The sequence below is a fragment of the Paenibacillus sp. S25 genome (assembly GCF_019454085.1).
GTDB classification, from domain to species: Bacteria; Bacillota; Bacilli; order Paenibacillales; family Paenibacillaceae; genus Paenibacillus; species Paenibacillus polymyxa_B.
In genome coordinates this window covers 4,196,857-4,221,912 of sequence record NZ_CP073683.1, presented here as the reverse complement: position 1 = coordinate 4,221,912, position 25,056 = coordinate 4,196,857, and the positions used below count along the sequence as shown (strand labels likewise).

Annotated in this window: 19 protein-coding genes; 18 read left to right on the top strand and 1 reads right to left on the bottom strand. The window is 45.7% G+C overall.

The window, feature by feature from the left end; all coding sequences use genetic code 11:
• Positions 1-20 precede the first annotated feature (20 nt).
• The 15 genes from KAI37_RS18390 (at position 21) to KAI37_RS18320 (ending at position 16,853) form a co-directional block, all read left to right on the top strand.
• Complete coding sequence (locus tag KAI37_RS18390; RefSeq protein ID WP_028542289.1) at positions 21-929, top strand: ABC transporter permease; 909 nt, start codon at positions 21-23, stop codon at positions 927-929.
• Between the two features lie 35 nt (positions 930-964).
• Entirely contained in the window at positions 965-2,557 is a 1,593-nt protein-coding gene (locus KAI37_RS18385) for an ABC transporter substrate-binding protein (protein WP_023989678.1), read from the top strand.
• A 134-nt stretch (positions 2,558-2,691) separates the two neighbouring features.
• The gene (locus KAI37_RS18380) at positions 2,692-3,963 is read left to right on the top strand and encodes a M20 family metallopeptidase (protein ID WP_023989677.1); all 1,272 of its coding nucleotides are present in this window, start codon (positions 2,692-2,694) and stop codon (positions 3,961-3,963) included.
• 13 nt (positions 3,964-3,976) lie between these two features.
• The gene (locus KAI37_RS18375) at positions 3,977-4,912 is read left to right on the top strand and encodes a DUF1177 domain-containing protein (protein ID WP_103744709.1); all 936 of its coding nucleotides are present in this window, start codon (positions 3,977-3,979) and stop codon (positions 4,910-4,912) included.
• Positions 4,913-4,976: 64 nt separating this feature from the next.
• Entirely contained in the window at positions 4,977-5,966 is a 990-nt protein-coding gene (locus tag KAI37_RS18370; protein ID WP_071644357.1) for an ABC transporter ATP-binding protein, read from the top strand.
• On the top strand, positions 5,950-6,951 hold the full coding sequence (locus tag KAI37_RS18365) for an ABC transporter ATP-binding protein (RefSeq protein WP_071642096.1): 1,002 nt from the start codon (positions 5,950-5,952) through the stop codon (positions 6,949-6,951). The genes KAI37_RS18370 and KAI37_RS18365 overlap by 17 nt, the downstream gene beginning before the upstream one ends.
• 268 nt (positions 6,952-7,219) lie before the next feature.
• Entirely contained in the window at positions 7,220-9,961 is a 2,742-nt protein-coding gene (locus KAI37_RS18360; RefSeq protein ID WP_220029975.1) for an alpha-L-rhamnosidase, read from the top strand.
• Between the two features lie 34 nt (positions 9,962-9,995).
• The gene (locus tag KAI37_RS18355; RefSeq protein WP_076293960.1) at positions 9,996-11,192 is read left to right on the top strand and encodes an MFS transporter; all 1,197 of its coding nucleotides are present in this window, start codon (positions 9,996-9,998) and stop codon (positions 11,190-11,192) included.
• Positions 11,193-11,221: 29 nt separating this feature from the next.
• The gene (locus tag KAI37_RS18350) at positions 11,222-12,220 is read left to right on the top strand and encodes an AraC family transcriptional regulator (RefSeq protein WP_076293961.1); all 999 of its coding nucleotides are present in this window, start codon (positions 11,222-11,224) and stop codon (positions 12,218-12,220) included.
• A gap of 93 nt (positions 12,221-12,313) precedes the next feature.
• A complete protein-coding gene (locus tag KAI37_RS18345; RefSeq protein WP_220029974.1) occupies positions 12,314-13,315 on the top strand; it encodes a phosphotransferase in 1,002 nt (333 codons plus the stop codon).
• Between the two features lie 90 nt (positions 13,316-13,405).
• Entirely contained in the window at positions 13,406-14,557 is a 1,152-nt protein-coding gene (locus KAI37_RS18340; RefSeq protein WP_220029973.1) for an Imm26 family immunity protein, read from the top strand.
• 34 nt (positions 14,558-14,591) lie between these two features.
• Positions 14,592-15,110: a hypothetical protein gene (locus tag KAI37_RS18335; RefSeq protein ID WP_220029972.1), complete on the top strand. Its 519-nt coding sequence runs from the start codon at positions 14,592-14,594 to the stop codon at positions 15,108-15,110.
• Positions 15,111-15,148: 38 nt separating this feature from the next.
• On the top strand, positions 15,149-15,808 hold the full coding sequence (locus tag KAI37_RS18330) for a DUF2625 domain-containing protein (protein ID WP_220029971.1): 660 nt from the start codon (positions 15,149-15,151) through the stop codon (positions 15,806-15,808).
• A 28-nt stretch (positions 15,809-15,836) separates the two neighbouring features.
• The gene (locus tag KAI37_RS18325; protein WP_220029970.1) at positions 15,837-16,262 is read left to right on the top strand and encodes a hypothetical protein; all 426 of its coding nucleotides are present in this window, start codon (positions 15,837-15,839) and stop codon (positions 16,260-16,262) included.
• Positions 16,263-16,316: 54 nt separating this feature from the next.
• Positions 16,317-16,853 (top strand): SMI1/KNR4 family protein, encoded by a 537-nt coding sequence (locus KAI37_RS18320; protein WP_071644353.1) that lies wholly within the window; start codon positions 16,317-16,319, stop codon positions 16,851-16,853.
• Between the two features lie 137 nt (positions 16,854-16,990).
• On the opposite strand, the gene KAI37_RS18315 is transcribed toward KAI37_RS18320, so the two are convergent.
• Complete coding sequence (locus KAI37_RS18315) at positions 16,991-19,738, bottom strand: endo-beta-N-acetylglucosaminidase (protein WP_220029969.1); 2,748 nt, start codon at positions 19,736-19,738, stop codon at positions 16,991-16,993.
• 189 nt (positions 19,739-19,927) lie between these two features.
• On the opposite strand from KAI37_RS18315, the gene KAI37_RS18310 reads away from it, so the two are divergent.
• From KAI37_RS18310 to KAI37_RS18300, 3 genes are all read left to right on the top strand, one after another.
• Positions 19,928-21,772, top strand: coding sequence for a sensor histidine kinase (locus KAI37_RS18310; protein WP_071642079.1), 1,845 nt, complete (start codon positions 19,928-19,930; stop codon positions 21,770-21,772).
• A complete protein-coding gene (locus KAI37_RS18305) occupies positions 21,765-23,288 on the top strand; it encodes a response regulator transcription factor (RefSeq protein ID WP_220029968.1) in 1,524 nt (507 codons plus the stop codon). The genes KAI37_RS18310 and KAI37_RS18305 overlap by 8 nt, the downstream gene beginning before the upstream one ends.
• Positions 23,289-23,475: 187 nt before the next feature.
• Entirely contained in the window at positions 23,476-24,954 is a 1,479-nt protein-coding gene (locus KAI37_RS18300) for an ABC transporter substrate-binding protein (protein WP_076293966.1), read from the top strand.
• Positions 24,955-25,056: the final 102 nt, after the last annotated feature.

Genomic DNA, 25,056 nt, shown 5'->3' with positions numbered 1-25,056 from the left:
AAGTAGGGGGAGGTACTCGGATGAGCACTGCAAGTGATTTGGTGGCAAAAGCGGCTGTACCTCAGCCCAATGCAGCCGCTATACCGAAACGCAAGACCTTTTGGCGATTACTGTTTGGCAATAAACTCGCTTTAATCGGATTCATCTTTATCGTTGGCTGGACGCTCATTGCCATCCTCTCATCATGGATCGTTCCACATGATCCTTATGTAACCGACCCGGCGAACAAGCTGCTGCCGCCAAGTGCAGAACATTGGTTTGGGACAGATAATTACGGACGTGACATTCTCAGCCGTGTCATTTACGGAGCCAGAATCAGCATATGGACCGGGATGATTGCCGTGTCGATCTCATTTATCATCGGCGTACCGCTTGGAGCCATCGCAGGTTTCTATGGCGGTCGAATGGGCAGCATTATTATGCGCTGTATGGATATTCTGTTGGCTTTCCCGTCGCTGGTACTCGCCATGGCCATTGCTGCAGCGATGGGGCCAGGACTGATGAGTGCACTCATCGCCGTGGGCATTGTAGGCATACCCGAATTCGCCAGACTGATTCACGGACAAACCATCTCTCTCCGGGAAAAGGAGTTTGTTGAGGCCAGCCGGGCGATTGGTGTAACGAACGGAACGATCCTGTTTCGCCACATTTTGCCTAATGCACTTGCCCCACTGCTTGTGAATGCAACGCTTGGAATGGGCTTCGCCATCCTCACCTCAGCCAGTCTCAGCTTCCTGGGGCTCGGTGTGAAACCCCCGATTGCTGAATGGGGCGCAATGATTTCAGAAGGGCGAGCGTATATCATTTCCGGTGAATGGTGGATTGTAACCTTCCCGGGTCTTGGAATTGCGACAGCTATTTTGGGCTTCAATTTGCTTGGAGACGGTTTGCGGGATGTTCTTGATCCTAGACTGCGCTCTAGCAAATAAAAATAAATAGATCATTAAAGGGGAGAACGTAAGCCATGTTGAAAAAAAGTCTTTCTCTAATTGTCGTCTTGTCTACGTTGCTATGGACGGCAGGCTGTGCGAGCAATGCTAACAGCCCGTCCGCTTCATCTGGAGAGAAAGGCGCAGATGCCCCATCCCCACCAAAGACGATTACACTTGCTTACTCGGAGGGAGGGTCAACCATGGACCCTGCTGAAGCAAGTGATCTTACATCGGATACCCTTGTGCTAGCGCTCTATGATCAGCTTGTGACCTATGGCAAAAAGTCTACAGATAGCGGTGAAGTGGCAGATACGGAAGCCATTAAGCCCATGCTGGCTGAAAAATGGGATGTGTCCGCTGATAACATGACTTATACGCTCCATCTGCGTAAAGACGTTAAATTCCAAAGCGGCAACCCGCTGACCGCCAATTCTGTGTTGTATTCCTTTGAGCGGCTTAAAAATTCCGATTCCGGTAGCTTCCTGTATGGTATGAGCTCCATTAAAACCGCTACAGCGCCTGATGAGCACACCGTTGTCGTTACATTGTCCCAACCCAATCATATGTTTCTGCAAATCCTGTCATTGTACAACTTCTCCATTGTGGATGATGTGCTTGTCAAAGAAAATGGCGATGGCGACTATTTGAAAACACATGCGGCAGGTTCAGGTCCGTTCAAGCTTGAAAAATGGGACCCTGCGACAGAAGCTGTCTTTAATGCTAATGCCAGCTACTGGCAAGGAGCGCCAAATCTGAGCAAAGTAACGATGAAGTTTACCAAGGAAGCTTCCAACCGTGTACTTCTGCTGGATAAAGGCGATGTGGACATGGCGATTGAGATTCCTGCAAAGGACGTTTCGAAGCTGGAAACCAACGCTGATCTGAAGGTTCAATCCAATGCAAGTAACCGGATTCTGTATTTCGCCATGAATAACAAAGTCAAACCTTTTAATGATCCAAAAGTGCGTCAAGCGATTGCTTATGCCATTCCTTACGACCAATTAATCGACGATGTCATGTACGGTCAAGCAAAGCAAATGAAGAGTTCTGTAGCGAGTAACACGCCTGGCTACACCGATGCGGGTTACAGCTACAAGCACGACCTGGACAAAGCAAAACAACTGCTTACAGAAGCGGGTTATCCTAATGGGTTTAATTTTGACCTGACACTGGGCTCCGGCTTCCAGGACTGGGCAGATGATGCCGTATTGATTCAAGCTGAACTTGCCAAGATTGGCGTAAAGATGAATGTTGTCAATGTTGCTCGTGCACAGTTCCTTGAACAGCAACGAGAAGGCAACCTGACAGCATACATTTCCAAATGGACTTCCTTCGTCAACGACCCTGGTTACCATCTCGGGTTCCTGATGTACAGCGGCGGTTCCTCGAATTATATGCATTATGCTAATGCAGAAGTGGATAAGCTTTGGGAACAAGCAGGCAAAGAGCAAGATGAAAATAAACGTAAAGAGCTGTATGGCAAAGCACAAGAGCTTATAAATCAAGATTCGCCATGGGCGTACCTGTATGAATACAATCGCGTTGTTGGTATGAGCAAAGACGTCACTGGATATGTTTACTACCCAGATGAGGTTATCCGATTCTATTCATTGAATAAAGAGTAAGTTGTGATCTTACCTTATGCCTTCGGTTTTTACAGCCGAAGGCTATCATTTTACACCTAAAGTATAAAGCTGATCCCGATGGATCGTAAAAAATTTAGTTGGCTAAATGAAAAACGTGAAGGGACTGAATGGAAATGACAGATTGGAAAACGTTGGTTCTTGATGAAATAGATAAACGGCAGGACGAATTGCTTGAGCTATGCTCGCGGTTAATTCAGTTTCCTTCGGAAAATCCTCCAGGTGATTCACGCGAAATTAGTCAGTTCATTATGGACTATCTTAAAGAAGCAGGTATAGAAACAACGGTGCATGAATCCGGGCCGAATATGTGGAATCTCATTTCTGATTATGGCGCTGAAACGGCGGACGGAAAAAAACTGATTTTCTGTGGACATACGGACGTTGTGCCAGCAGGGGATCGTACTCGTTGGGATTTTGATCCGTTCTGTGGTGAAATTCGTGATGGCTATCTCCTGGGCCGCGGTGCTTCGGACATGAAAGCAGGACTGGGCGGATTAATATTTACCGTTGCGCTGTTCTCCAAACTAGGCGTACCACTCGAAGGTGCGTTGTCGTTGCTTGTAGTTCCAGACGAGGAAACCGGGGGACATCTTGGAGTACCTTGGGTGCTGGAAAGAAAACTGATTGAAGGAACAGCTGCTGTGATTGCAGAGCCTTCCGGCCCGCAAAACCCGACCATCGGGCAAAAGGGAAGTTGCTGGTTTGAATTTACCGTTGAAGGCACACCGGGTCATGGCAGTTTGCAGCCGATAGCAGGTGAAAGTGCTATTTTGAAGGCAGCAAAAGGGATTGAAGCGCTGCAACAACTGTGGGACATCAAGCCGGACATCCCGGAAGAAGTCAAAGAGATCATTGAAATTTCCAAGCGTTATGCAAGCGAACGGGAGAACCCAAGCTATGGACAAGCGTTTGATCATGTAACAGTGAACATTGGTACGATTCAGGGAGGCACCAAAGTCAATGTGGTTGCAGACCGTTGCACAGTGCAAGTGGATTCCCGTGTTCCATTTGGCGTAGACCACCGCGATGTACTGGCGAAGGCCAAAGAATTGCTTGCAAGTGTTGGCATTGACGCGGAGCCCAAACAATTCGGATTTTATGGGAATGCCAACTGGACCCCTCCAACCGAGCCGATTGTACAGGAGCTTGTGGAATCTATCGCTGAGGTCAGCGGTAAAGAGGCCTATGGCGTATTGCAATGGGCAACCAGCGATGCACGTGCATTCCGCAAATACAACATCCCGGTATTGCAATACGGGCCTGCCGAACTGTCGACCATTCACAATTTTAATGAAAAAGCTCCGGTATGGCAGATCATTCAATCTGCGAAAGTATACGCCTTAACGGCGCTTAAATATCTGAAAACAACACAAAAAGAAGCATAAGGGGATCTGCCGTATGATGAAACAAGTTTTTGAAGTCTATGACCTTTTGGATAGTCCGTTTGCCAGTGGGGCAGAAGTCAAAGCTTATTTGGAACAACTGGGTCAAGCGGAGATTACGGTCTCCACCGTGAAAGGTGAAAAGGGCTCTACGGATTTTATTAAAATTGTTATTGCCGGTAAAACGGGTCGCATTCAGGGAGGCGATTCTCCAACCTTGGGTGTAGTAGGGCGACTTGGTGGACTTGGAGCACGACCGGAGATGATCGGATTTGTATCCGATGGTGACGGTGCAGCAGCGGCAATTTCGGCGGCGGCTAAACTATTGAGCATGCAGTCCAAAGGAGATGTGCTTGATGGAGACGTGATCATCTGTACACATATTTGTCCAGATGCACCCACTCAGCCCCATGATCCGGTTCCATTTATGGATTCACCCGTAGATATTTTGACGATGAACAAATATGAAGTGACACCCGAAATGGAAGCGATCCTGTCCATTGATACGACCAAAGGGAATCGGGTCATTAACCATAAAGGTATTGCCATTTCCCCAACGGTACGTGAAGGCTACGTGCTACGAATTAGTGAAGACCTCGTCGATATTGTTCAGACCGTTACTGGCGAACCGTGTGTCACGTTTGCTGTAACTACGCAGGACATCACACCTTATGGTAACGACCTGTATCACATTAACAGCATTTTGCAGCCAGCAGTAGCAACTTCCGCCCCAGTGGTTGGTGTAGCCATCACGGCTGCTGCTCCTGTCCCAGGCAGTGCAACGGGAGCCAGCCACGAAAGCGATATTGCGCTGGCGGCCAAATTGGCTGTAGAAACAGCCAAAGCTTATGGACGTGGGCAATGCTCTTTTCATTCGGAAAAGGAGTTTCAACATATTACTAAACTGTACGGTACGATGAAGCATCTGCAAACGATGGGCAAGTCTGAATAAGCTTTATTCCCTAAGTTAAAAAGAACATGAAGGTTCAATGATGGACAAGGAGGAGGAAGAGGGCATGGCACAACTGCTTGAAGTAACCAACCTCCGGACGGAGTTCAAGACTGCGGCTGGCACCATCCGGGCTGTGGACGGCGTCGATCTATCGGTTGGCAAAGGCGAAACACTCGGAATCGTTGGAGAATCCGGGTGCGGCAAGAGCATTACCTCCCTTTCCATTATGCAGCTCCTCCCCAAGGGACTTGGGAAAGTAGCCGCTGGTGAAGTACGGTTTAACGGTGAAAACATGCTGGATTTTTCGGAGCGGAAAATGCGCTCGATTCGTGGCAATGAGATGGCCATGATTTTTCAGGAGCCGATGACTTCGCTAAATCCTGTGTTCAAAATCGGCAAGCAAATTGCGGAGTCTGCCCGATACCACCACGGTGTAAGCAAACACAAAGCGAAAGACATGGCTGTGGAAATGCTGACGAAAGTGGGAATTCCACGTCCAGAAAAAGTAGCCGCTTCTTATCCGCATGAACTCTCGGGCGGGATGCGCCAACGGGTGATGATTGCGATGGCGATGGTGTGCAATCCGAAACTGCTGATCGCCGATGAACCGACAACGGCACTAGATGTAACCATTCAAGCACAGATTCTTGACTTGATGCGTGAGCTGCAGAAGTCCGAAGGAACTTCCATTCTGATGATTACTCATGACCTTGGTGTCGTTGCTGAAATGTGCGATCGGGTCGTGATTATGTACGCCGGACAAGTGGTAGAAGAAACCGATGTAAAAACGCTTTTTAAAGATCCCAAGCATCCGTATACACAAAGTTTGCTTGCCTCACTACCACAGTTGAATAGTGATCAGGAGCGTCTGGCTTCCATTCCGGGCCAGGTTCCCAACCCACTTGATATGCCAAAAGGCTGCCGCTTTGCACCACGTTGTCAGTTTGCCAAGGAAATTTGCCATGCAGAGGCCCCGGAGCTTACAGAAGTGGAACCCGGACACAAAAGCCGCTGCTTGCTACAGCAGGAGGGATATCATGAGTACACTGCTTGAAATACGTAATTTGAAAAAACACTACCCGATCAAAAAAGGACTTTTTTCCAAACAAGTGGGAGCAGTCAAAGCGGTGGATGGTATTAACCTGACTGTACAGCAGGGTGAAACCCTGGCGATCGTGGGAGAATCCGGCTGCGGCAAATCCACAACTGGACGGGCAATTCTCAGATTGATCGAACCGACGGATGGAGAGATTCTGTTTAATGGCACGGATATACGTAAGCTAAACACAGAGCAGCTGCGCAAATTCAGAACGGATATGCAGATGGTGTTTCAAGATCCGTTTGCTTCGCTTGATCCCAGATGGACAGTACAGCAGGTGCTGGAAGAACCGCTCATCACACATGAAAAGCTAAGCAAAACGCAGCTCAAAGAGCGGGTGGAAGAGCTGCTCGAAGTGGTCGGATTGTCTCCTTATCATGCGCATCGTTATCCGCATGAGTTCTCGGGTGGTCAACGCCAGCGGATCGGGATCGCACGGGCACTGGCGCTTCATCCCAAATTTATCGTGTGTGACGAGCCGGTCTCGGCCCTCGATGTGTCGATTCAGGCACAAGTGCTCAATCTGATGAAGGACCTGCAAAAACAATATGACCTGACGTATATGTTCATTTCTCATGATCTGTCGGTCGTTAAATTTATCAGCGACCGCGTGGGTGTGATGTACCTGGGCAAGCTGGTCGAACTCGCACCGACCCAAGAAGTGTTCAGAGAGCCGCTGCATCCGTATACAAAGGCGCTAATGTCTGCGGTACCTGTAGCTGATCCGGAAGCGGAGCGTGATCGGATTGTACTTAAAGGGGATGTGCCCAGTCCAGAAAATCCGCCAAGTGGCTGTGCGTTTCATAATCGCTGCCCGGCAGCCATGGAGATATGCAGCAAAGTACAGCCCATCTTTGCCGAAGCTGCACCAGGGCGGCAGGTAGCCTGTCACTTGTATCCAGCTTCCACGCCCGAACAAGCGCTAGCTGGACAGGCATAAGCCAGCTGAAAAAGAATAGATAAACCTTCTAGCAAGAATAAAGCCTGAATCCTTCTCAAACGGATTCAGGCTTTTTTTAAGTGTAGCTGCTCTACAATCGTACATATTTTTCTAATAAATCCATTTTAAGATTTAATATAAGGGGTGGAATTTCAACACCTGTAAATCAAGCATATAACATGCAGGGATACAACATTGCGAACAATCAATGGAAGCGTTTTAATTTGAATATAGAAACACAAAAGAAGACCTCAGGGAGGACATAAGAATGCTAAAAGTGAAAGCGCTTAGATGCGAGCATTTAAATAATCCGATTGGATTGGGTTGTCTAAAACCGCGGTTAAGCTGGCAGATCGAATCTGAAAAAATGTATGTTTCTCAAAAACGTTTCCAATTGCAAGTATCCGTTCATCCCACTTTTGAACCGCTGATTTGGAATCATTTTACCTATTCGGACCAATCCATTTTGTTTCCCTATGAAGGCCCCCCACTGGAATCAGGACAAAGATATTATTATCGGGTAAAAGTGTGGGCTCAGGGAGCGGGTGACACAGAACCGGAAGAATCGGAATGGAGTGAGTCCGGCTTTTGGGAGATGGGGCTGCTCCATGAGCAGGACTGGAAGGCACAATGGATCACAGTAAAGGAGCGGAGCCTCCATGAACAGTTTCAGACAAGAGCTCCTTTTGCCGCTTCCAAATATTTTTCGGTTGAGGGTAAAGTGAAAAAAGCAGTCATTTATGCTACAAGCCTTGGGCTGTATGAACTGGAGTTCAATGGACAAAGAGTGGGCGATGCCTACTTTACCCCGGGATGGACGGATTATAACGATCGTGTCCAGGTGCAAGCATATGACGTGACTTCTACCATTCGAGAACAACATAATCGAATTACAGCCACGGTGGGAGAAGGCTGGTACAGCGGTTATCTGGGCTGGCAAAAGCGCAAGGACACCTACGGGAACACGAATGCATTGTTATTTCAAATGAAGATTAGTTATGAAGATGGCCGTTCTGAAGTCATTTGCTCTGATTCTTCATGGGAGGAAACGAGCTGTGCCATTTTAATGTCGGATATTTATAACGGCGAAATCTATGATGCCCGACTTGAGCAGCAGGCAGCGGAACATAGCTCCTTAACCGAACGAAAAATGATGCAGGTCGTCTCGTTCCCGTTAAGTCATCTGATTGCTCAGGAGAACGAGCCTGTCCGTGTGATGAACCGATTGAAGCCTGTTGAACTCATTCGAACTCCTAAAGGTGAGCTGGTGCTTAACTTGGGTCAAAATATGGTAGGCTGGCTGGAATTTCAAGTTGAAGCTCCCGAAGGTACGGTTCTGAATCTGGTTCATGGTGAAGTGCTGGATCAGCAAGGGAACTTTTACAGAGATAATATTCGTGATGCAGCGCAGCAGATTACGTACATTTGTAGCGGGAAGGGGACGGAGATATTTAGGCCGCATTTCACTTTTCAAGGCTTTCAATATGTGAAGCTTGAGGGCTTTCCTGATGGCGTTACGATTGAAGATTTTACGGGTGTTGTTCTGCATTCGGACATGGAGACGATCGGGGTGTTTGAGACATCTGATCCAAAGCTGAATCAACTTCAACACAATATCGTGTGGGGGCAGAAGGGGAACTTCCTGGATGTGCCAACCGATTGTCCGCAGCGTGATGAGCGATTAGGCTGGACCGGCGATGCACAGATTTTTGCTAGAACGGCCAGCTTCAATATGAACGCGGCTTCCTTCTTCCGAAAGTGGCTTAGGGATTTGGCTTACAACCAGCTGGAAAATGGGGCAGTGCCTTTTGTAGTGCCGGATGTCCTCAAAGGAACCTTTGCCGACAATATGGACAAAACGACGGCAGCATGGGGAGACGCGGCGGTTATATGTCCGTGGACCCTATATCAATGCTATGGGGATAAGCAAATCTTAGTGCAGCAGTATGACAGTATGAAAGCATGGGTGGATTATATTCGCGCCCAGGGGGACGAAGAATGTCTTTGGGATACCGGTTTGCAGCTGGGAGACTGGCTGGCGCTGGATAGCGCGGAAGGAAGCTATTTTGGGGCGACGGACGGAACGCTGGTGGCCACTGCATACTTTGCGTATTCGACTCATATTTTGGCACAGACGGCCAAACTGCTGAATCGTTATACCGATTACAACACATATAAAAACTTACATGAGGGGATTAAAACGGCTTTTGCGAACCGCTACTTCGATGACGCGGGCAAATTAACCTCCAATACCCAAACTGCACAGGTTGTGGCTTTGCACTTCGGATTGGTGCCAGAAAAGTATAAAACGCAAGTGATTCAGGAGCTCGTACGGCTCATAGAAAAAAATGATATGCATCTGGATACTGGCTTTGTGGGCACCCCCTATCTATGTCTGGTTTTATCCGACCATGGCTACACGGATGTCGCTTATAACATTTTATTTCAAAATGATTATCCTTCATGGCTCTATCAGGTTGAACGGGGAGCAACGACCATGTGGGAGCATTGGGATAGCATCAAAGTGGACGGCTCATTCTGGAGCACCGATATGAACTCGTTCAATCACTATTCGTACGGTTCAGTAGGAGACTTTATGTACCAAAATATTGCCGGAATCGATGTGCTTGAAGCGGGCTATAAAAAATCACGTTTAGCCCCTAAACCGCCTGCCAATCTTACTTCGGCCCATGGCAAGCTGGAGACGCCATATGGCACGCTTGAAGTCCAATGGGAAATCGTGAATAAAGAAATGAAGATGACGGTTCACGTGCCACATAATACGACGGCTGAGATTACACTTCCGAGCGTTATGGAACCGGATGCACTACAGCAGACCATTGCTATGCAATATCCGTCGATTCAGTATCCGCCTGGTGATGTGCCACAGGAGCTGGCCGGGAAATTAGGTTCTACAGGGGAACAGGCGATTTTCCAAAGGGGCGGAGATCATGAAATGACGTTTACGGTCGGTTCTGGACAGTATACATTCCAATACAGATGCAACTAGAGGCTAAATAACATAGACTAGAGGTGAGAGCTTAATGAATATAAAAAACAAAGTTTTGTTTAAAACGGCGTTGCTATCCATTTCCTTAGTCCTGACGTCAGCGAGTGCCATTTCGGCTGTCATACCGATGATGCTGAACCAATTATCAGGCGTTTCCAGTTCGCTGATTGAAAGCGTAGTCACGATTCCATCTTTCTCGATGATGCTGTTTGTGCTGTTGAGTGGCCCGATTTCTTCACGATTGGGTAAAAAAAATACAGTCCTGCTAGGGCTTTTGCTTGTAGTCATCGGCGGAATACTTCCCATGTTCACGACGAACATTACATGGATTCTTGCGCTGCGTTTGGTACTAGGTGCAGGTCTCGGGATGTTCAATTCACTGGCCGTCAGTTTAATTAGTGATTTTTTTGAAGGGGATGAACGTGCTCAATTAGTAGGCTTTCAAAGCGCCGTTCAAGGACTCGGAAGCAGCTTGGCTACCTTTGTGGCAGGGCAGCTCGCCCTAATTGACTGGCAGTTCGCTTTTTTATGCTATGGAATCACCATTCCTATTGCGCTATTATTCTTTCTGATCATTCCCGAACCAGAGCGCGGGGAGCCTACAGTAGAGGATTCGACAGAAAAGGGTCACAAGAGCGGGGGAATATCCATACCTGTACTTGGATTAGGGGCTGCACTTTTTCTGTTTATGACTTTTATCATGATTGTATATACCAAAACAGGCATTATGATTGCTGAAAAGAGCATGCCCAATGCTGGTTTTTTAGGAACTGCGTTAACGCTGTTTTCCTTGTCCACCATGATTGCAGGCTTCTTGTTTGGTAGAATCTATAAATGGTTTAGAAATTACGCTCCCTTTATCTCCAGTCTATTAACAGCAAGTGGTTTTGTACTACTATGGTTTGCTCAGAATGTTACCATGGTTACCGTTGCCATGTTGATCATTGGCTTTAGTTTTGCGCTGTTTATTCCTTATATTTTTACCATACTAACTAAAATCGTACCTAAAGGCAGTGAGACGATATCTATTTCAATTGCAATGGTAGGCTCCAATTTGGGAGCGTTTGCTTCGCCTTATGTGATCAAGTTAGTTGGCGTGTTGTCTGGAAATGAAACGGCTTCATTTTCCTTCCTTGTCTCTGCGATTGTATTTACGATTGCAGCACTCCTTTGTCTGGGAATTGCTATTAGAGGAAAGGGAAGCAAAACTCAAGCGGCAGTCCACAGTTAATGGGGAGTCTGAAGGAGGAGTCAGTGTTTATGAACCTTCATGAGTTGGATCAGTTGCTGAGAAACAAAACGGAAATTGAACTTTTACAACAGCAAAACAATCAGGTGATTAATGATCTCTCCAAGGATTCGGAAAATGAGCGATTTTTTGATATGAATCAGAAAATGTATCGAATGCCCGCTTTATTCTTCTTCGGAGAACATGATATTTATATTAGCAAGCACAATAGATTTGCTTCGATGCTGGAGCACATGCATGAATTTATTGAATTAAACTATGTTTACTCAGGTAAGTGCAACCAAATCATAGCAGGCAAAGAAATTCAGCTTTGTGAAGGCCAAGTATGTGTCCTGGATAAGGATGTGCCTCACAGCATCGCTCCTTTGGGAGAAGACGATATACTTATTAATATCTTGCTACAAAGAGAAACGATTTCATCCCTATTTCTGCAGCGGCTATCTAAGAAAAAAAGCCTGATTGGCGAATTTCTAGCCAATTCTGTCCTCCAGCATCAGCACCATAATCACTTTATTATTTTTGAGTCGCAGCATAATGAAAACCTTCAATATATACTGCGTAGGATCTTAATCGAATATTATTCCAGACAAGAGGATTCGATGGAATTGGTGAAGGCTTATTTGCAAATTGTATTTGGAGAATTGGTCCGTGTATTGGAAAGCGAGCATAATATTCACTTAAACCAGCAGGAAAATAATATTACCTCTATTCTGAATTACATGGAAGAGCACTATCAGCATTTAAGCCTACAGCAATTATCTAACCATTTTAATTACAATAGTACGTATTTAAGTAATAAGTTGAAAAAAGTAACCGGTCTTACTTACACTCAGCTTATTGCCAACATTAAACTCAATGCAGCCTATTCTTTGGTAGTGAATACCAATCTGCCGTTCGAAATGATATTTAAGCAGGTGGGATATAACAGCATGAGTTTTTTCTATAAAAAGTTTAAAACAGCGTATGGTGCCACCCCGCAAAATATCCGAAACAAACAGTTGAGGAAATGAAGAATTACAAGGACGTCCAATTCTATTGGACGTCTATATTTGTTATAATATCTGCAAATTCATAAGCTTATGTTTATAAGGGAGGATACATCCTTGGAAGCGATACTACGACGGCATTGGCCGGAGTGGAACGGTACGCTGCAAAAACGAACCGGAGGTTGGAATAATACGACGTATTTTGTTAAGAGTGGTGGGCAAAACGGAGTGCTGCGCGTCTACGATACACACAAGGATCGGGACAAAATTGAATTTGAGCATGCGGTTTTGCAGGAGCTGAGTAAGCATTCACTATCGTTCAGGACACCCACGCCTATTCCGACGGTCACGGGAGAGACGCTCGCTCAACTGGAGCAGGAAAGCGGCAAATATGTGTGTCTGTTCGAATACATAGAAGGCATATCACCCCTGGAGCAGGATTCAAGCTTTGCCTATTCTTTTGGTGAGACTACAGGGGAATTATCGGCAGTGCTTGCGACATTCAATCTTGATATGACTCCAGTCTATCGACCGTATTATGCTTTGCAGCAATCCTATCCATTGTGTAACCGGGAAACGGTTCAAGGCTTTTGTTTACATCCGCCTGAGCCTCTAAAGGATTTGCATGAAGAGCTGCGATTAATAGGAGAAGCTTATGAAGAGATTACAGATTCGCTTCATGCATTGGAAGAGTTGCCGCATCAGCTTGTACATGGAGACTTGAACGCTTCCAATTTGTTAGTAAAGGATTCGGATCGTAGTCTAGTAACTGCACTGCTTGATTTTGAATTTTGCACGCTAGACGTTCGGGTCATGGAGCCGGCGGTCATCTTATCAGGATTTTTGGGACAACCGGAGGAGACGACAGCTGTTCGGGATTTTTGCCGGGGATTCAGCCGCCAGGTTCGTTTAAGCCACAACGAGATTGATGCTTTGCCTATTTTGATGCTGCTTAGGAAGGTAGACGTATTTCTTCATTTTTTGAGTCGCTTTCTGGAAGGAACGGATCAGTCACACGTGTTGCAAGAGCAGGTCAAACAGATCTCTGCCGACTTGCTCCAGCTTTCTACCAGCAGTAGCTGGATTCAGGAGGAGTTGGTCAAAGCTGGAACAGTGTAGGAATAAACGAGCTACATGCTACGTTATGTTATAATCTTTGGGAAAATTGAACCCAGGTGCATTGAGATGTACTTGGAACTGGAGGAACAGATGAATAGTTGGCTAACGAACGCGTTACGACCGTACTTCGGGCTGGAGGTGCTGGAAGAGCATTGGGATGTGATAGAAATTAAAGAAGGATACTATATTTGTGTGGATGGAGACGTAATTCGCAAGCGAATTTCTTCCACTGAGGATACTTATGGAGAAACCGATGTAGAGATTTTTACTCGTGATCGGGCATTTGTTTTGCCTAAAACGGCTCGTGGCAAAGAGAAAAAGCTGAATTACACAAGTGTTTCGAGTATCAAGGCAGAAGGCGTGACCTTTTCAGCAGGCATTCGAAGGGATCGTCCTCTTAGTTATGTTACTGCTGTGAATAGCAAAACGGGTGTGAAACTCCCTATTACGGGATGTGAGCATTTACATAGTAAAGAAGAAATCATCGATTGGCTTCAGCAATATCCGTCACTTGTGCCCAAGGATTACGATCGCAGGTTGCACCGACTGAAGCATATGAAAAATCAGCGTTATAAAACAATCCCAGGAGATATCTTTCGTGTGGAAATAGACCTATTCACAGATGGATATGTACTGGTTGTTGGAGATTTGCGCCAAATGCAAAAGGATCAGTTGTTTGCAGAGGAAAGCATTTGGAACAGTGTCATGACCATGCCTTTATTTGTGCGTCCATATTTGTTTACGTGTCGTGACCGTTCAACAGCTTTGGAATCTATCACATCCGCCCCGTTATCCGAAACAACCTGGATTGTTATGGATGATTCCTTTATGCGGGGTGCCTACGAGCGGGTTGGACATAAGCTGTTAGTGGAAGAGGATATTGTGTTCCCCATCGGCTATGGCTGTAGTACGGATAGTAGAAAAGAAAAAACATATAGTCTGTCATGGGGAACGGGCACGGTTTTCAAACCGGAAGGGGAGACCGTGTTCAAGTCCTCGCGAAAATTTTCAAATAACGGTGCTTATTCAGGTATCGTTGCCGACTGTTTTGGCTCCTGGGAAGAGCGGGCGTGGCACAAAACGCTGGATAATCCGTTACATCGGGATGAACGTCAAAAAGCACTGGCCGAATTCGGATTCCCGGAAGACATTTCGTATGATGAGTTCAACCGTCAAATGGGAGGACTGACGCGTTCGGAATATCTCGCATATTTGGCAAGAACCTATGGCGGGAAAAAGTGATACAAACGAATTGAATTTTTAATAGGAGGGGCCCATGAAATATCTTAAGGATTGCCCGGAACCAGGCTTGGGAACCTGGTATTTTGAAATAGATTCGGATGGAATAGCTTATCGACAAATTGTTATCCAGGATGACGGCACGTATATCGCCTCTAATCGCAAGCACGAGCAGTATCATTTCTTATTAGCTGAGAAAGCGATTGATGACACGGAGCCCTATTATACGCAAATTACAAAAAAAGAGTTTGAAGAAGTCTGGTCCAATCATCTTCACACCTTCAACCAGGAATGGCATCAAATCAAAAATGCACTGCCCGTTGGGACTAAGGTAAAAGGTTATATTGAAGCATTTTTCCCACATGGCACACTTATTCATATTTTCCAGCACAATGCAGTCGGATTGTCAGACACTCGTACATATGAGGAAAAGACACCATCCGAGTGGATGTATCCGAAGCATGAGGTCACGACCATTGTAAAAGGATACGACGAAGTGAATCAGTGGGTGATTCTAGAGCAAACGCAAGTTTTCGAAAATCAGTTCACAGGTTGAAAGATGGATATTGGAATACAGGAAGGGGAATGAACAACATGCATACATTAACGGTTGATGAGCTGGTGGATCAGGATAACCATGCATGGGAAGAGGTCAGTAATATCCTGCAAGAAGGGAATAATCCATATCGCATTATACCGGCAGGATCGGAATCTGCTAGGGGAGATACGCTATACCGTCTGCAGGTGAGTACTAAATCGTACTTGGGAACGGTTGCCTATGAAACAGGCGGGATCATGTTTGATCACGGATGGATCACCTTACTCGGTGCGGGTGGGACTGGAGTTTACGGTAGTTTGACTTCGTGGAACGGACTGCAAGAGCCAGCAAGCGTTTCTGCACTTGGAGGAATGCTAATTGTGGCCTATGATGCAGCAGGCGGCTTTTTTGGATTGGATACAGGGAAATTTGGACGCAGCGGCCATATCTATTATTTTGCACCGGATGCATTGGAATGGGAATCCACAGAGCTGGCCTATTCCGGTTTCTTGAGCTGGTTGGCTGAGGGAGATTTGGGCTTGTTCTACCAGACATTCCGCTGGAATGGTTGGCAGACGGATATGGAGCAACTTCAGCCAGGAGAGGTGTTTTCTTATTATCCGCCGCTATGGACTCAGGAAGGTGGCGGAGAGACCAGCCCAAAATCGCCTATAGCTGTAACAGAATCGTGGCAGGCGGTAATAGATAGGGGCTAGCCCCGCTAATGGGGAGGAGGAGTAGATCATGAATCATTCCATTCAATCCAAACTGATGCAACTGAATGAAATACTTTCGCGAAATAACATTGACCATTATTACATTTATGATTATACAAGTCGCCCCAAGCTGGTACTAGCAGGTAGTTTTGACTTTAGCTATTATCACAACATAGAGATCACATTTTACGAGGTCTCATTTCTTTCCTGTCCGGGCGGTGTATTTTCAATTGAGTGCTTTAGAATGGCGAATGACAAGGAATTGGAAATATTAAAAACCGTCTCCTATGGATTTGATGAGGGGCCTGTGATTTGTATGGAAGACCAGACGTTTGGCACCCGATTTTTTATCGCTGCTGAAAGCTTGGATTATGAGCTCAAGACCGTTTATTACTATAAGTGTGAAAACCTTCAACCCAACGAAAGCGTGGCTGAATGGGTCGAAAAAGATTGAAAAGGCAGAAACAACAACTCTTAGAGGCATCGAGGGATGGAGGGGCTTGCACATATGTGGAGTATTCAATTTGACCAGCCGTTTGTAAAAAGTCCAGAAGCAACTGAAGACCAAATCACGAATTTTTCAAAAACATGGAACATAAAGCTATCCGAGCAAGAGATTCACGAAATCAAGCAAAGACAAGTGAACCCTTTTCCAAAATCGTCTCCATTCCATGATCAATATAAACCTTTAGATCCTGTGGGCTGGCTTCTGCCCCAAGGACAATTTCCTGACAGCTATATGGATTTTTTGAAATACTCTAACGGCGGGGAGTTTCAAAATGGTGAACGCTATTTTCAGTTTTTTAATACCGAAGATTTGAGAGAAATGAACCTTGCCTACGAGCTGCCGCATTATATGCCGGGTGCCGTGTCATTTGCGATGGATGGGTGCGGTAATCACTATATGTTTGATATGAGAGAGGAACAAAGAAACAACGAGTATCCTGTTCTTTTTGCTCATTCTGGCAGTTTGGGGTATGACGAATGTGAACAGGTTGCCCATTCATTTATAGAGCTGTGTACGGAAAAATCAGCATTGTATTGATACCTGCATGATTTTTCCAATATATAACCAATAGGAGATGCCCACTACATTGGACATCTCCTATTGTGCTGTATGCGTGTGTCACGTTTGTAGCGGATATGCGATAACCATCAGAATCATGGAATTCTTGCACAAAGCTATCTTACATATGTTGTGGCCTGATTGCCGGCATAATCCTCAAGCACGATCTTTAGCGAGCTGATACGAGAAGTAGGGGTAAAAGTCAGTTCACTTAATTTTGTTCTTCCCCGGACAATGTAAGGAAACTTTTTTGATACATAAGTTACGCCAAATTGTTTGGGCACATCGTTTTCGTATACATATAAACGATGCCAGTCCTTCAAGGTTGGTAGAGCAAGCGTATACGTTGACCCCGTGACCGTAACATTCTCTTTTACATAAGGCTCTATCGTCGTGTCTGCGAGATGCCCGGTGTATGCTACAGGCTCATGATTGCCGATGGCGATACGTAGTGTGTAGCGGTCACCGTTTGTGGGCAGATCGGTAAACGTAGCCGTTTCAGCGCCATTGTCCGCCGTAATGGTTTTATGGAATACGGTGTCCGTATAGTCGGTGACCAAGGTCAATTTAACCGTTCCGTCCGCTTCTGAGGGATTTTTCCACGTTACTGTAGCCTCACCGTTTTCTTGGGTCTCCACCTTAATGTGACGGACGGCAGCATTCAAATCGTAGCTTAATCGAGCCGGTTCGCTTTCCGTTCCATCAGCCCCAACAGCAGTAAGCATTAATTCACCGGATTTATGATTTAGGGATTTAATATAATAGGTTGAGTCATAAATTCCGCCGATATAGGAGCCGTTCTCATATAGATTGTATTGTTTAACTTTGGCGTAATCCTCAAGATTCCAGCTTACGAGCATTTCGTTCGTATCGGTCAGTGCCTTGGTGATTTTGAAGCCTGTCAGCGCGGCTGGTTTCCGAGCAGAACCGTCCGTTATCTTGATTTGACCGATATTCATCTGATAGTTTTTGATTGTTTTATTCGTGCTATCAAAAGATAAACCGAAAGTTGCAATCTTTTTTCCTTTATAGGCACTCAAATCCAAATTGTGGCTTACCCAGCCCGTGGTTTGTTTGCCAGAGTTAGGGATGCTGAGTTTTACAACTTGGCCGGGGTTATCTTTGAAAATAAGTCCGATACTCAGCACAGAGCTGTCATCGGAGGAAGGCTTATTGTACGTGATGGATAAGTTTGAATTTTTATTTACCGACAGATCCGTTTTATACAGGCGTAAAAAGTTATCTGAATTCAGCTCTCCGTTAACGACGAGGGAGCTGCCACCCTGATAGGCGCCCACAGGCTGATAGGTAAACCGAGTACCTTTGGTGTAATTCGGGCCATAGTCGTAGTCAACCGAGAGCGGTTTACCTTTGGTATCGAGCCACCATTGCCAAGTCACCGGGATATCTTGAATGTTAATGTTGGACCATTCCTTCGGATTGGACACAACTCCATTCACCACATACTGCAAGCCATGCCCGGTATTGAAGCTGCTAGTAAAGTGGGGGCCACGGATGACAGAACGTTCGGCGATATATGCCGCGATACCGTCCCAGTTTGCGCCCGAAGCTTTTACATCAGACAAATCTAAACTTGAGTTTCTTTGTGCACGGACGGGATTCTGATTTGGACCAGACCACCAGACACGGTCGCGGATAAAGGTCATCCATTGATACGCATTGTCAGCTCTGCGATTGGTATCCTGCCCGTCAAACTCTTCATCTAGCGCATTATGTGTGAAATCTGCTCCCAACGTTGCGATACTGTTCATCGGCTGCCCGTTATCACCGATATTCAGACGAAGATCGTATTTTTGCTTCCATCTGCCGAAGTCACCGTTCCCGCCCTCAATACCGGCAAAAACGGTTTTAAGAGGGTCCAGACCCAATTGCTTGGCATGGTCGCGGGAGCTTTTCAGCTTCGCTTTGTCCCACCAATAATTCAGAAAAATAGAATCGGATACCTGTCCGTATTGCTTGTCTTTAACAAACGGACTATTCACAGCATTAAACTCATTTTGATAAGCGATTTTACCGGTTTCGTTTACGGTGGAGTCGTACCATTGCACATACATACCCTGATCCCGTAAATATTTCATAAACTGCTTGTAACGCGGGATGTCCTCCTTAGCTACGCCTTTTGAGGCTTCTTCTTGGTTAATGAAGTAGCCGTCATAGCCATAATATTTCGCCATTTCGATCAATTTTTTGGCTACCGGAAATCCGCCCTGAGCATCTTGCACGAGCATTTGCTTATACGTTTGTGGTCCACGGTCATTATCCGAGAAAAAAATACAGGCGATGGAGAGAACGCCGTTTTTGTGCGCCGCATTCGTATAACCCGGATTTGGAATGTTCAGAATGCCAAACTCAAACCACTTTTCCGTCCAATCCTTTTGGGGATCGTATAACTCTTCGGGGACATGGGCGGTAGGCATGCCATGCCAGTAGCCATAATAGTCGGTATACTGCCAATAGTTAAACAAGTATTGACTGAATTTATTGGTATAAGGATAGCTATCGAAAAAAGCGTTTCCATAATCGCCGCTGAGTGTAAACATTTGCGTGTCAGGGCTTAAAGCAGGCTGAGCTTGTGTGGCTGCAAAGGGGCTGTTTCGTTGTTGTAGTGGGACACGGGCGCGAAGCATATCTCCATAGACATCTTGGGTAGGAGTCCAGTCCAAAATATGTGAGCTGGCGTATCCATGCTGATAAGGTTGATTCGGCCCTTTGGCGCTTTCTCCTTCATACGGGAGGGTATCGCCTGCATACACGGATGGAGAGAGGGTTTGACTTAACAGGACAGAAGTCAAAACCAGAGCAGTCCATTTTAAAGCGAACTTGTGAACCTTGTTACGTTTCATAGCTCATCCCCCTAACGAGTATTTATCCCCCTAAAGATAATCAATAAAACGGTTTTAAAATAGAGGCTAAATTAAAGATATGGCGTTTAAATTAAAGAAAATCGCGCTTTTTATGAATGCGCTTACTTTTCTCCTGCGAAGGAATGGTATACTTTATTTACGCATCAATGATTCCGGAGGGCTTATACCATGAAAAGGGGTACTAGATACACTGCTTATTTTAAAAACAACATGTTCCTGAGGATACTAGTGTTGTTCTCCTGTATTGCGATTTTGTCCATAATTACAATTGCATATGTCACGTATTTATCCATTTCGCAATCCATTGTTCGGCGGGAACTGGATACCCAGAAAGCAGCTATGGAAAGTGTTGACCGCTATATCCATCTCCGGCATGAATCCGTCCAGAACATGGTGCGAGATATGTACCGGAATGAGGTTCTCTCGATGAATGTTTCCTTTTTTATGGACCACGCGTATTCCGAATATGTACAGCACCGCATGGACGAAATGTACATGGAGAGCCATGATTATTCAACAGATGTACTCACCTATTTTAAAAATTGGTTGGATGAAAATAGCGATATCAGCAATTTGATTTTGTACAGTGCCGACCAGCAATATCTCTCTACCTTCAATGAAAGCAAGCAATTCAAGCAATTCCCGGTGCATGCGGCGCGTTCCTTTGTACCGGATGTGATGGCTGCCGAAAGCAAAAGCGTTTCTGCTCCGAATTACTGGATTCGGAAGGCGGTCGATCAGTGGAGCCCCTCGTTATATTCGTTACAAGTCCCCATTAACAATAAGCAAACACTCAAAAATACCGGTCAGCTTCTAGTATTTCTAAATTCCAAAAGTATCTCCAATGCACTTGCCAGCTACGGGAACAACCTGAAGGGAGAAATTATCGTTCTGTCCACCCATGGAACCGTTCTGTTCGATTCAAGGAATAACTATTACGGAAAAACGTACCCTTATGTGGAAGTGACCCGATCATTATATGATGATGTGGATTCCGATGCCGGGATCATTCAGGCGAAGCAAAATATGTATATTAACAAGCTGATTTCTCCGGACGAAGGGTATGTCGTGATTGGCGCTGTCCCTAATGAGGAAATGGCGGAATCGTATCGGGGTATCCGTAATACGATTTTGACAATCAGTGCCGTTTGTATTCTATTTGCTGTGTTGTTCCCTGCCTTTTTCGTCATTAACTTTGCTAGACGAACGAATCGAATTATTAAATTCACCCGTCAGGTGAAAAATGGCGATCTCACGGCCCGCATCCATGACCCCCAAGAGGATGAACTGGGACAAATCTCTCGAAGCTTCAACGATATGCTGGACGATCTTAATCTATATATTGAACGGGTGTATAAAGCAGAGATCAAGCAAAAGCAAACGGAGCTTGTTGCCTTGCAGGCACGTATTCATCCACATTTTTTGTATAATACGCTTGAAGTGATACGTATGAGGGCGATTTCCCAGGGAGCCAAGGATGTAGGAGAAATGATCTATAGCTTATCGGTATTGTTCAAAAGCCTGGTTCAGCAGAAAAAAATATACACACTTAAAGATGAACTGGAGGCTTGCAGATTATATCTTGAGTTGTTCAGAATACGCTACAAGGAAAGGTTCAATTACACGATTACGGTCGACCCCGAGTTGTATACTCGTTCTGTCATGAAGCTGATGCTTCAACCCATTATTGAGAATTATATTGTTCATGGTATCCAAAGCGACCGGAATGATAATGTGCTGACCATTGATGTGTGTGAAATGGGGGAGGTTCTGCTGGTTAAGATCCGTGACAATGGGAAGGGCATTGAAGGGGAGCGTTTGAAACAGATTCTGGAGGAACTGGAACGCCAGGAGGAAGACGGACAAATGTTTGGACTACGCAGTGTGCACACTCGACTTCGGTTTTTACACGGAGCCGATTCCGGGATTGAACTGGAGAGCCGCAGCGGCGAGGGAACGACGATTCGGGTACGATGCCCCAACAGGGAAGGGATGGATGCCATATATGTATAAAGTATTTATTGTAGACGATGAGCCTTTTATCATTGAGGGATTATACGATATTGTGGATTGGACCTCTTTTGGGCTAGAAATTGTCGGACATGCGGAAAATGGTTCTTTGGCGCTGGAAGCGCTGGCCTCCAGACCTGTGGACGTACTGATTACGGACATTTCTATGCCAACGATGAATGGTCTCAGGCTGATTCATGAGGCGAGAAAGCTGCATGCCGACTTGAAGGCGATTGTGTTGAGTGGATTTAATGAATTTGATTACTTGAAGGAAGGCATGAAGCTGGGCATCGAAAATTACCTTTTGAAGCCGATTAATGTGGAGGAACTGGAATCCACTTTATGCAATACAACGGAGAAGTTGGACAGGTCCCGGTTGGATCAACAATATGAGACGTTTGGGGTGCAGGTTCTCAAGGAAAATACGTTGTACCGTTGGCTGACAGGACAAATTGCGCCTACAGAATTCAGGGAACGTGCTGAATTGATAGGTTTTTCGTTAAATATCCCCTTCATGGAGGTAGCCGTGTTACGGACGGAAGGGGATTCGGCAGGAATGCATCAACAGTTAAGGCAGTACATTCAACACCAGCCCGATTTAACATTGTTTCGCGATGTTGATGCGGTTAGTGTAATCATTGCCGCACTACCGAATTATGATGAGAGCAGACAGGACTTGTTAACGTTGTTGGAGGATTTTTCTGTTCAGTGGTCGACGGACGGGGAAGAAACGGTGTATATCGGGATAGGCAGCGCAGGTTCGCTTGCTGCAGCTCCACGCAGCTATAATGAAGCTAAAAAATCTTTGGAATATTTTATGATATATAATGACCGCCGGATCATTGACTATACAATGCTGGAGGAGAGCGAGGGCAACGCTGGCGAGACTTGTTCCATCGACTGGAAGGATTATGTGAAGCTGATTATAGCAAGAGACCTAGATGCGCTTACCGCACGAATTCAGAGTGATTTTGAGCAGCTTCAGCATCTTGAAAGTGTTACCCCGGATGAATTGCGGAATATGGCGCTGGAGCTGGTGATCCGGTTCAAGATGGAGCTGGAGAGCATCAAGCATTCCAATGAGTCGGAACGGTTTCAGCAGGGGCTTTACCAGATAAAATGCTGTACGACATTGGCAGAGCTGGTGAGTGCGCTTCAGCATGTGGCGACAGAGACGGTGAATTCACTGCTGCAAGATATGAAAAACCCTATCGTAAGTCAGGTGCTGTCCTATATCCATGTTCATTATGCCAAGGAGCTATCATTAAAAATATTAGGATACCAGTACCACCTTCATCCCGTTTATCTCGGTCAGTTGTTTCATAAGGAAACGGGCGAAACCTTTGCTGAATATATCAATCAGTACCGGATTAAAAAAGCCAAGGAACAGCTTAAAAACACCAATCTCAAGGTACACGAAATTGCGCGGAACGTGGGGTATTGGGAGACGGGATATTTTTATAAGCAGTTCAGAAAATATGTGGGCATTTCCCCGACAGACTATAAAGGATTGGGATAAATACCAGGTGTACATGGATTTCTTTAATTTGTACCTTGGTTTATTAAGTTTATCTTCTTTATGAAAGTGCTTACATTAGTTAAGGTTAACGTAGTTGCTTCATAAATGAGGATTTTGCAAAAATCCCATAAGCGACTTCCAATGAACAAGATAGGGTCAAATTCCAATTCATAAGGGAGGATCATACATGGGTAAAAGCAAAAGAAGCTACTCGCTTGTTCTAGTGATGTGTATGGTGTTGACGCTCATTCTCAGTGCTTGTGGAGGAAGCAGCGGTGGCGGGGAAACGACGAATGGAGGAGCGGAAAAACCGGTAGAACTGATCTGGTACACCATTGGTACGCCTCAAAAAGATGTCGATCGGGTGATGGAAGAGGTTAGCAAGTATACCCAAAAGAAAATAAACGCCACGATCAGAATGAAAATGGTCGATTGGGGCGACTACCCGCAAAAAATGCAGGTGAACGTAGCTTCGGGAGAGCCAATGGATATTGTATTTACGGCTTCCGGTGGCTTTGATTATGTGCAAAATGCCAGAAAGGGCGCATTCATGGAACTGGACGACTTGCTTGACAAGTACGGTCAGGATCTTAAAAAGACAATTGATCCTGCGTTTCTGGAAGGCTCTAAGGTGGATGGACATCATTATGGCATTCCTGCCAACAAGGAGCTTCCGCAGCAAGAGGTATGGCGGTTCAATAACAAATTGCTGACGCAATACAAGCTGGGCCTTTCAAATGTCCGCTCATTGGATAGCCTGGAGCCTCTGCTCAAAACGATTAAAGAAAACGAGCCTGGCGTAACTGCATTCGGCATGGACAAAAACTATGTTCCCTATGTTCCATATGACTATATCATTCAAAACCTGCCGATGGCTGTCAAACTGGATACAACGGATTATAAGATCGTAAACATCTTGGAAACGCCTGAAATGAAGCAGGCGCTGAAGACGATGCATAAGTATTACAAGGCCGGATACGTATCACCGGAAGCTGCAACCACAGGCTCGACCAATGATTTAACTACGTCCGGGAACTGGTTTCTGGATCGTGCGCAAACTCAACCGCTGGCCGATAACCTGTGGTCTGCAAGCTACGGCTATCCGGTGATATCGACACCTGCCAGCGATCCAATTGTGACCAATACGTCTGTACAGGGCTCCATTATGGCGATCTCGGCAAACTCGGCAAACCCTGAAAAGGCGATGCAGTTCCTGAACCTGCTGAATACAGATCCGGTATTACGTAATATGGTTGATTCCGGTATTGAAGGAGTGCATTACAAACAAACAGATGGCCAGTATATCGAAAATCTGGCTAATTCCAAAAACTATGATATGCCTTCGTATTCACTCGGCAACAATATGCTGTTGTATCTGAATCCGAATGATCCGGCTGATAAATGGGAGCAATTCAAGAAGTTCAATTCGGAAGGAAAAAACTCTCCAATCCTAAGCTTCAACTTTGACAGCAGTAAAGTATCTGCGGAGATGGCAGCCATTCAGAACGTCAAAGAGCAATTTTGGGCTTCGCTGATGACAGGCACGCTGGACCCGGACACGAATCTCCCGAAAGTGATTGAGAAATTCAAGCAGGCTGGTCTGGATAAGGTGATGGTGGAAGCGCAATCCCAGCTTGATGCCTGGAAGGCAAAAAACAGCAAATAATACTTTAATTCGTGAAATATAGAAGAGATCGGGCGGGTGTAAGTTACGCCCGGTCTTTTTCCAATAGCTATTTTAGCTGCTTTTCTCTTAACAGATTGGGGG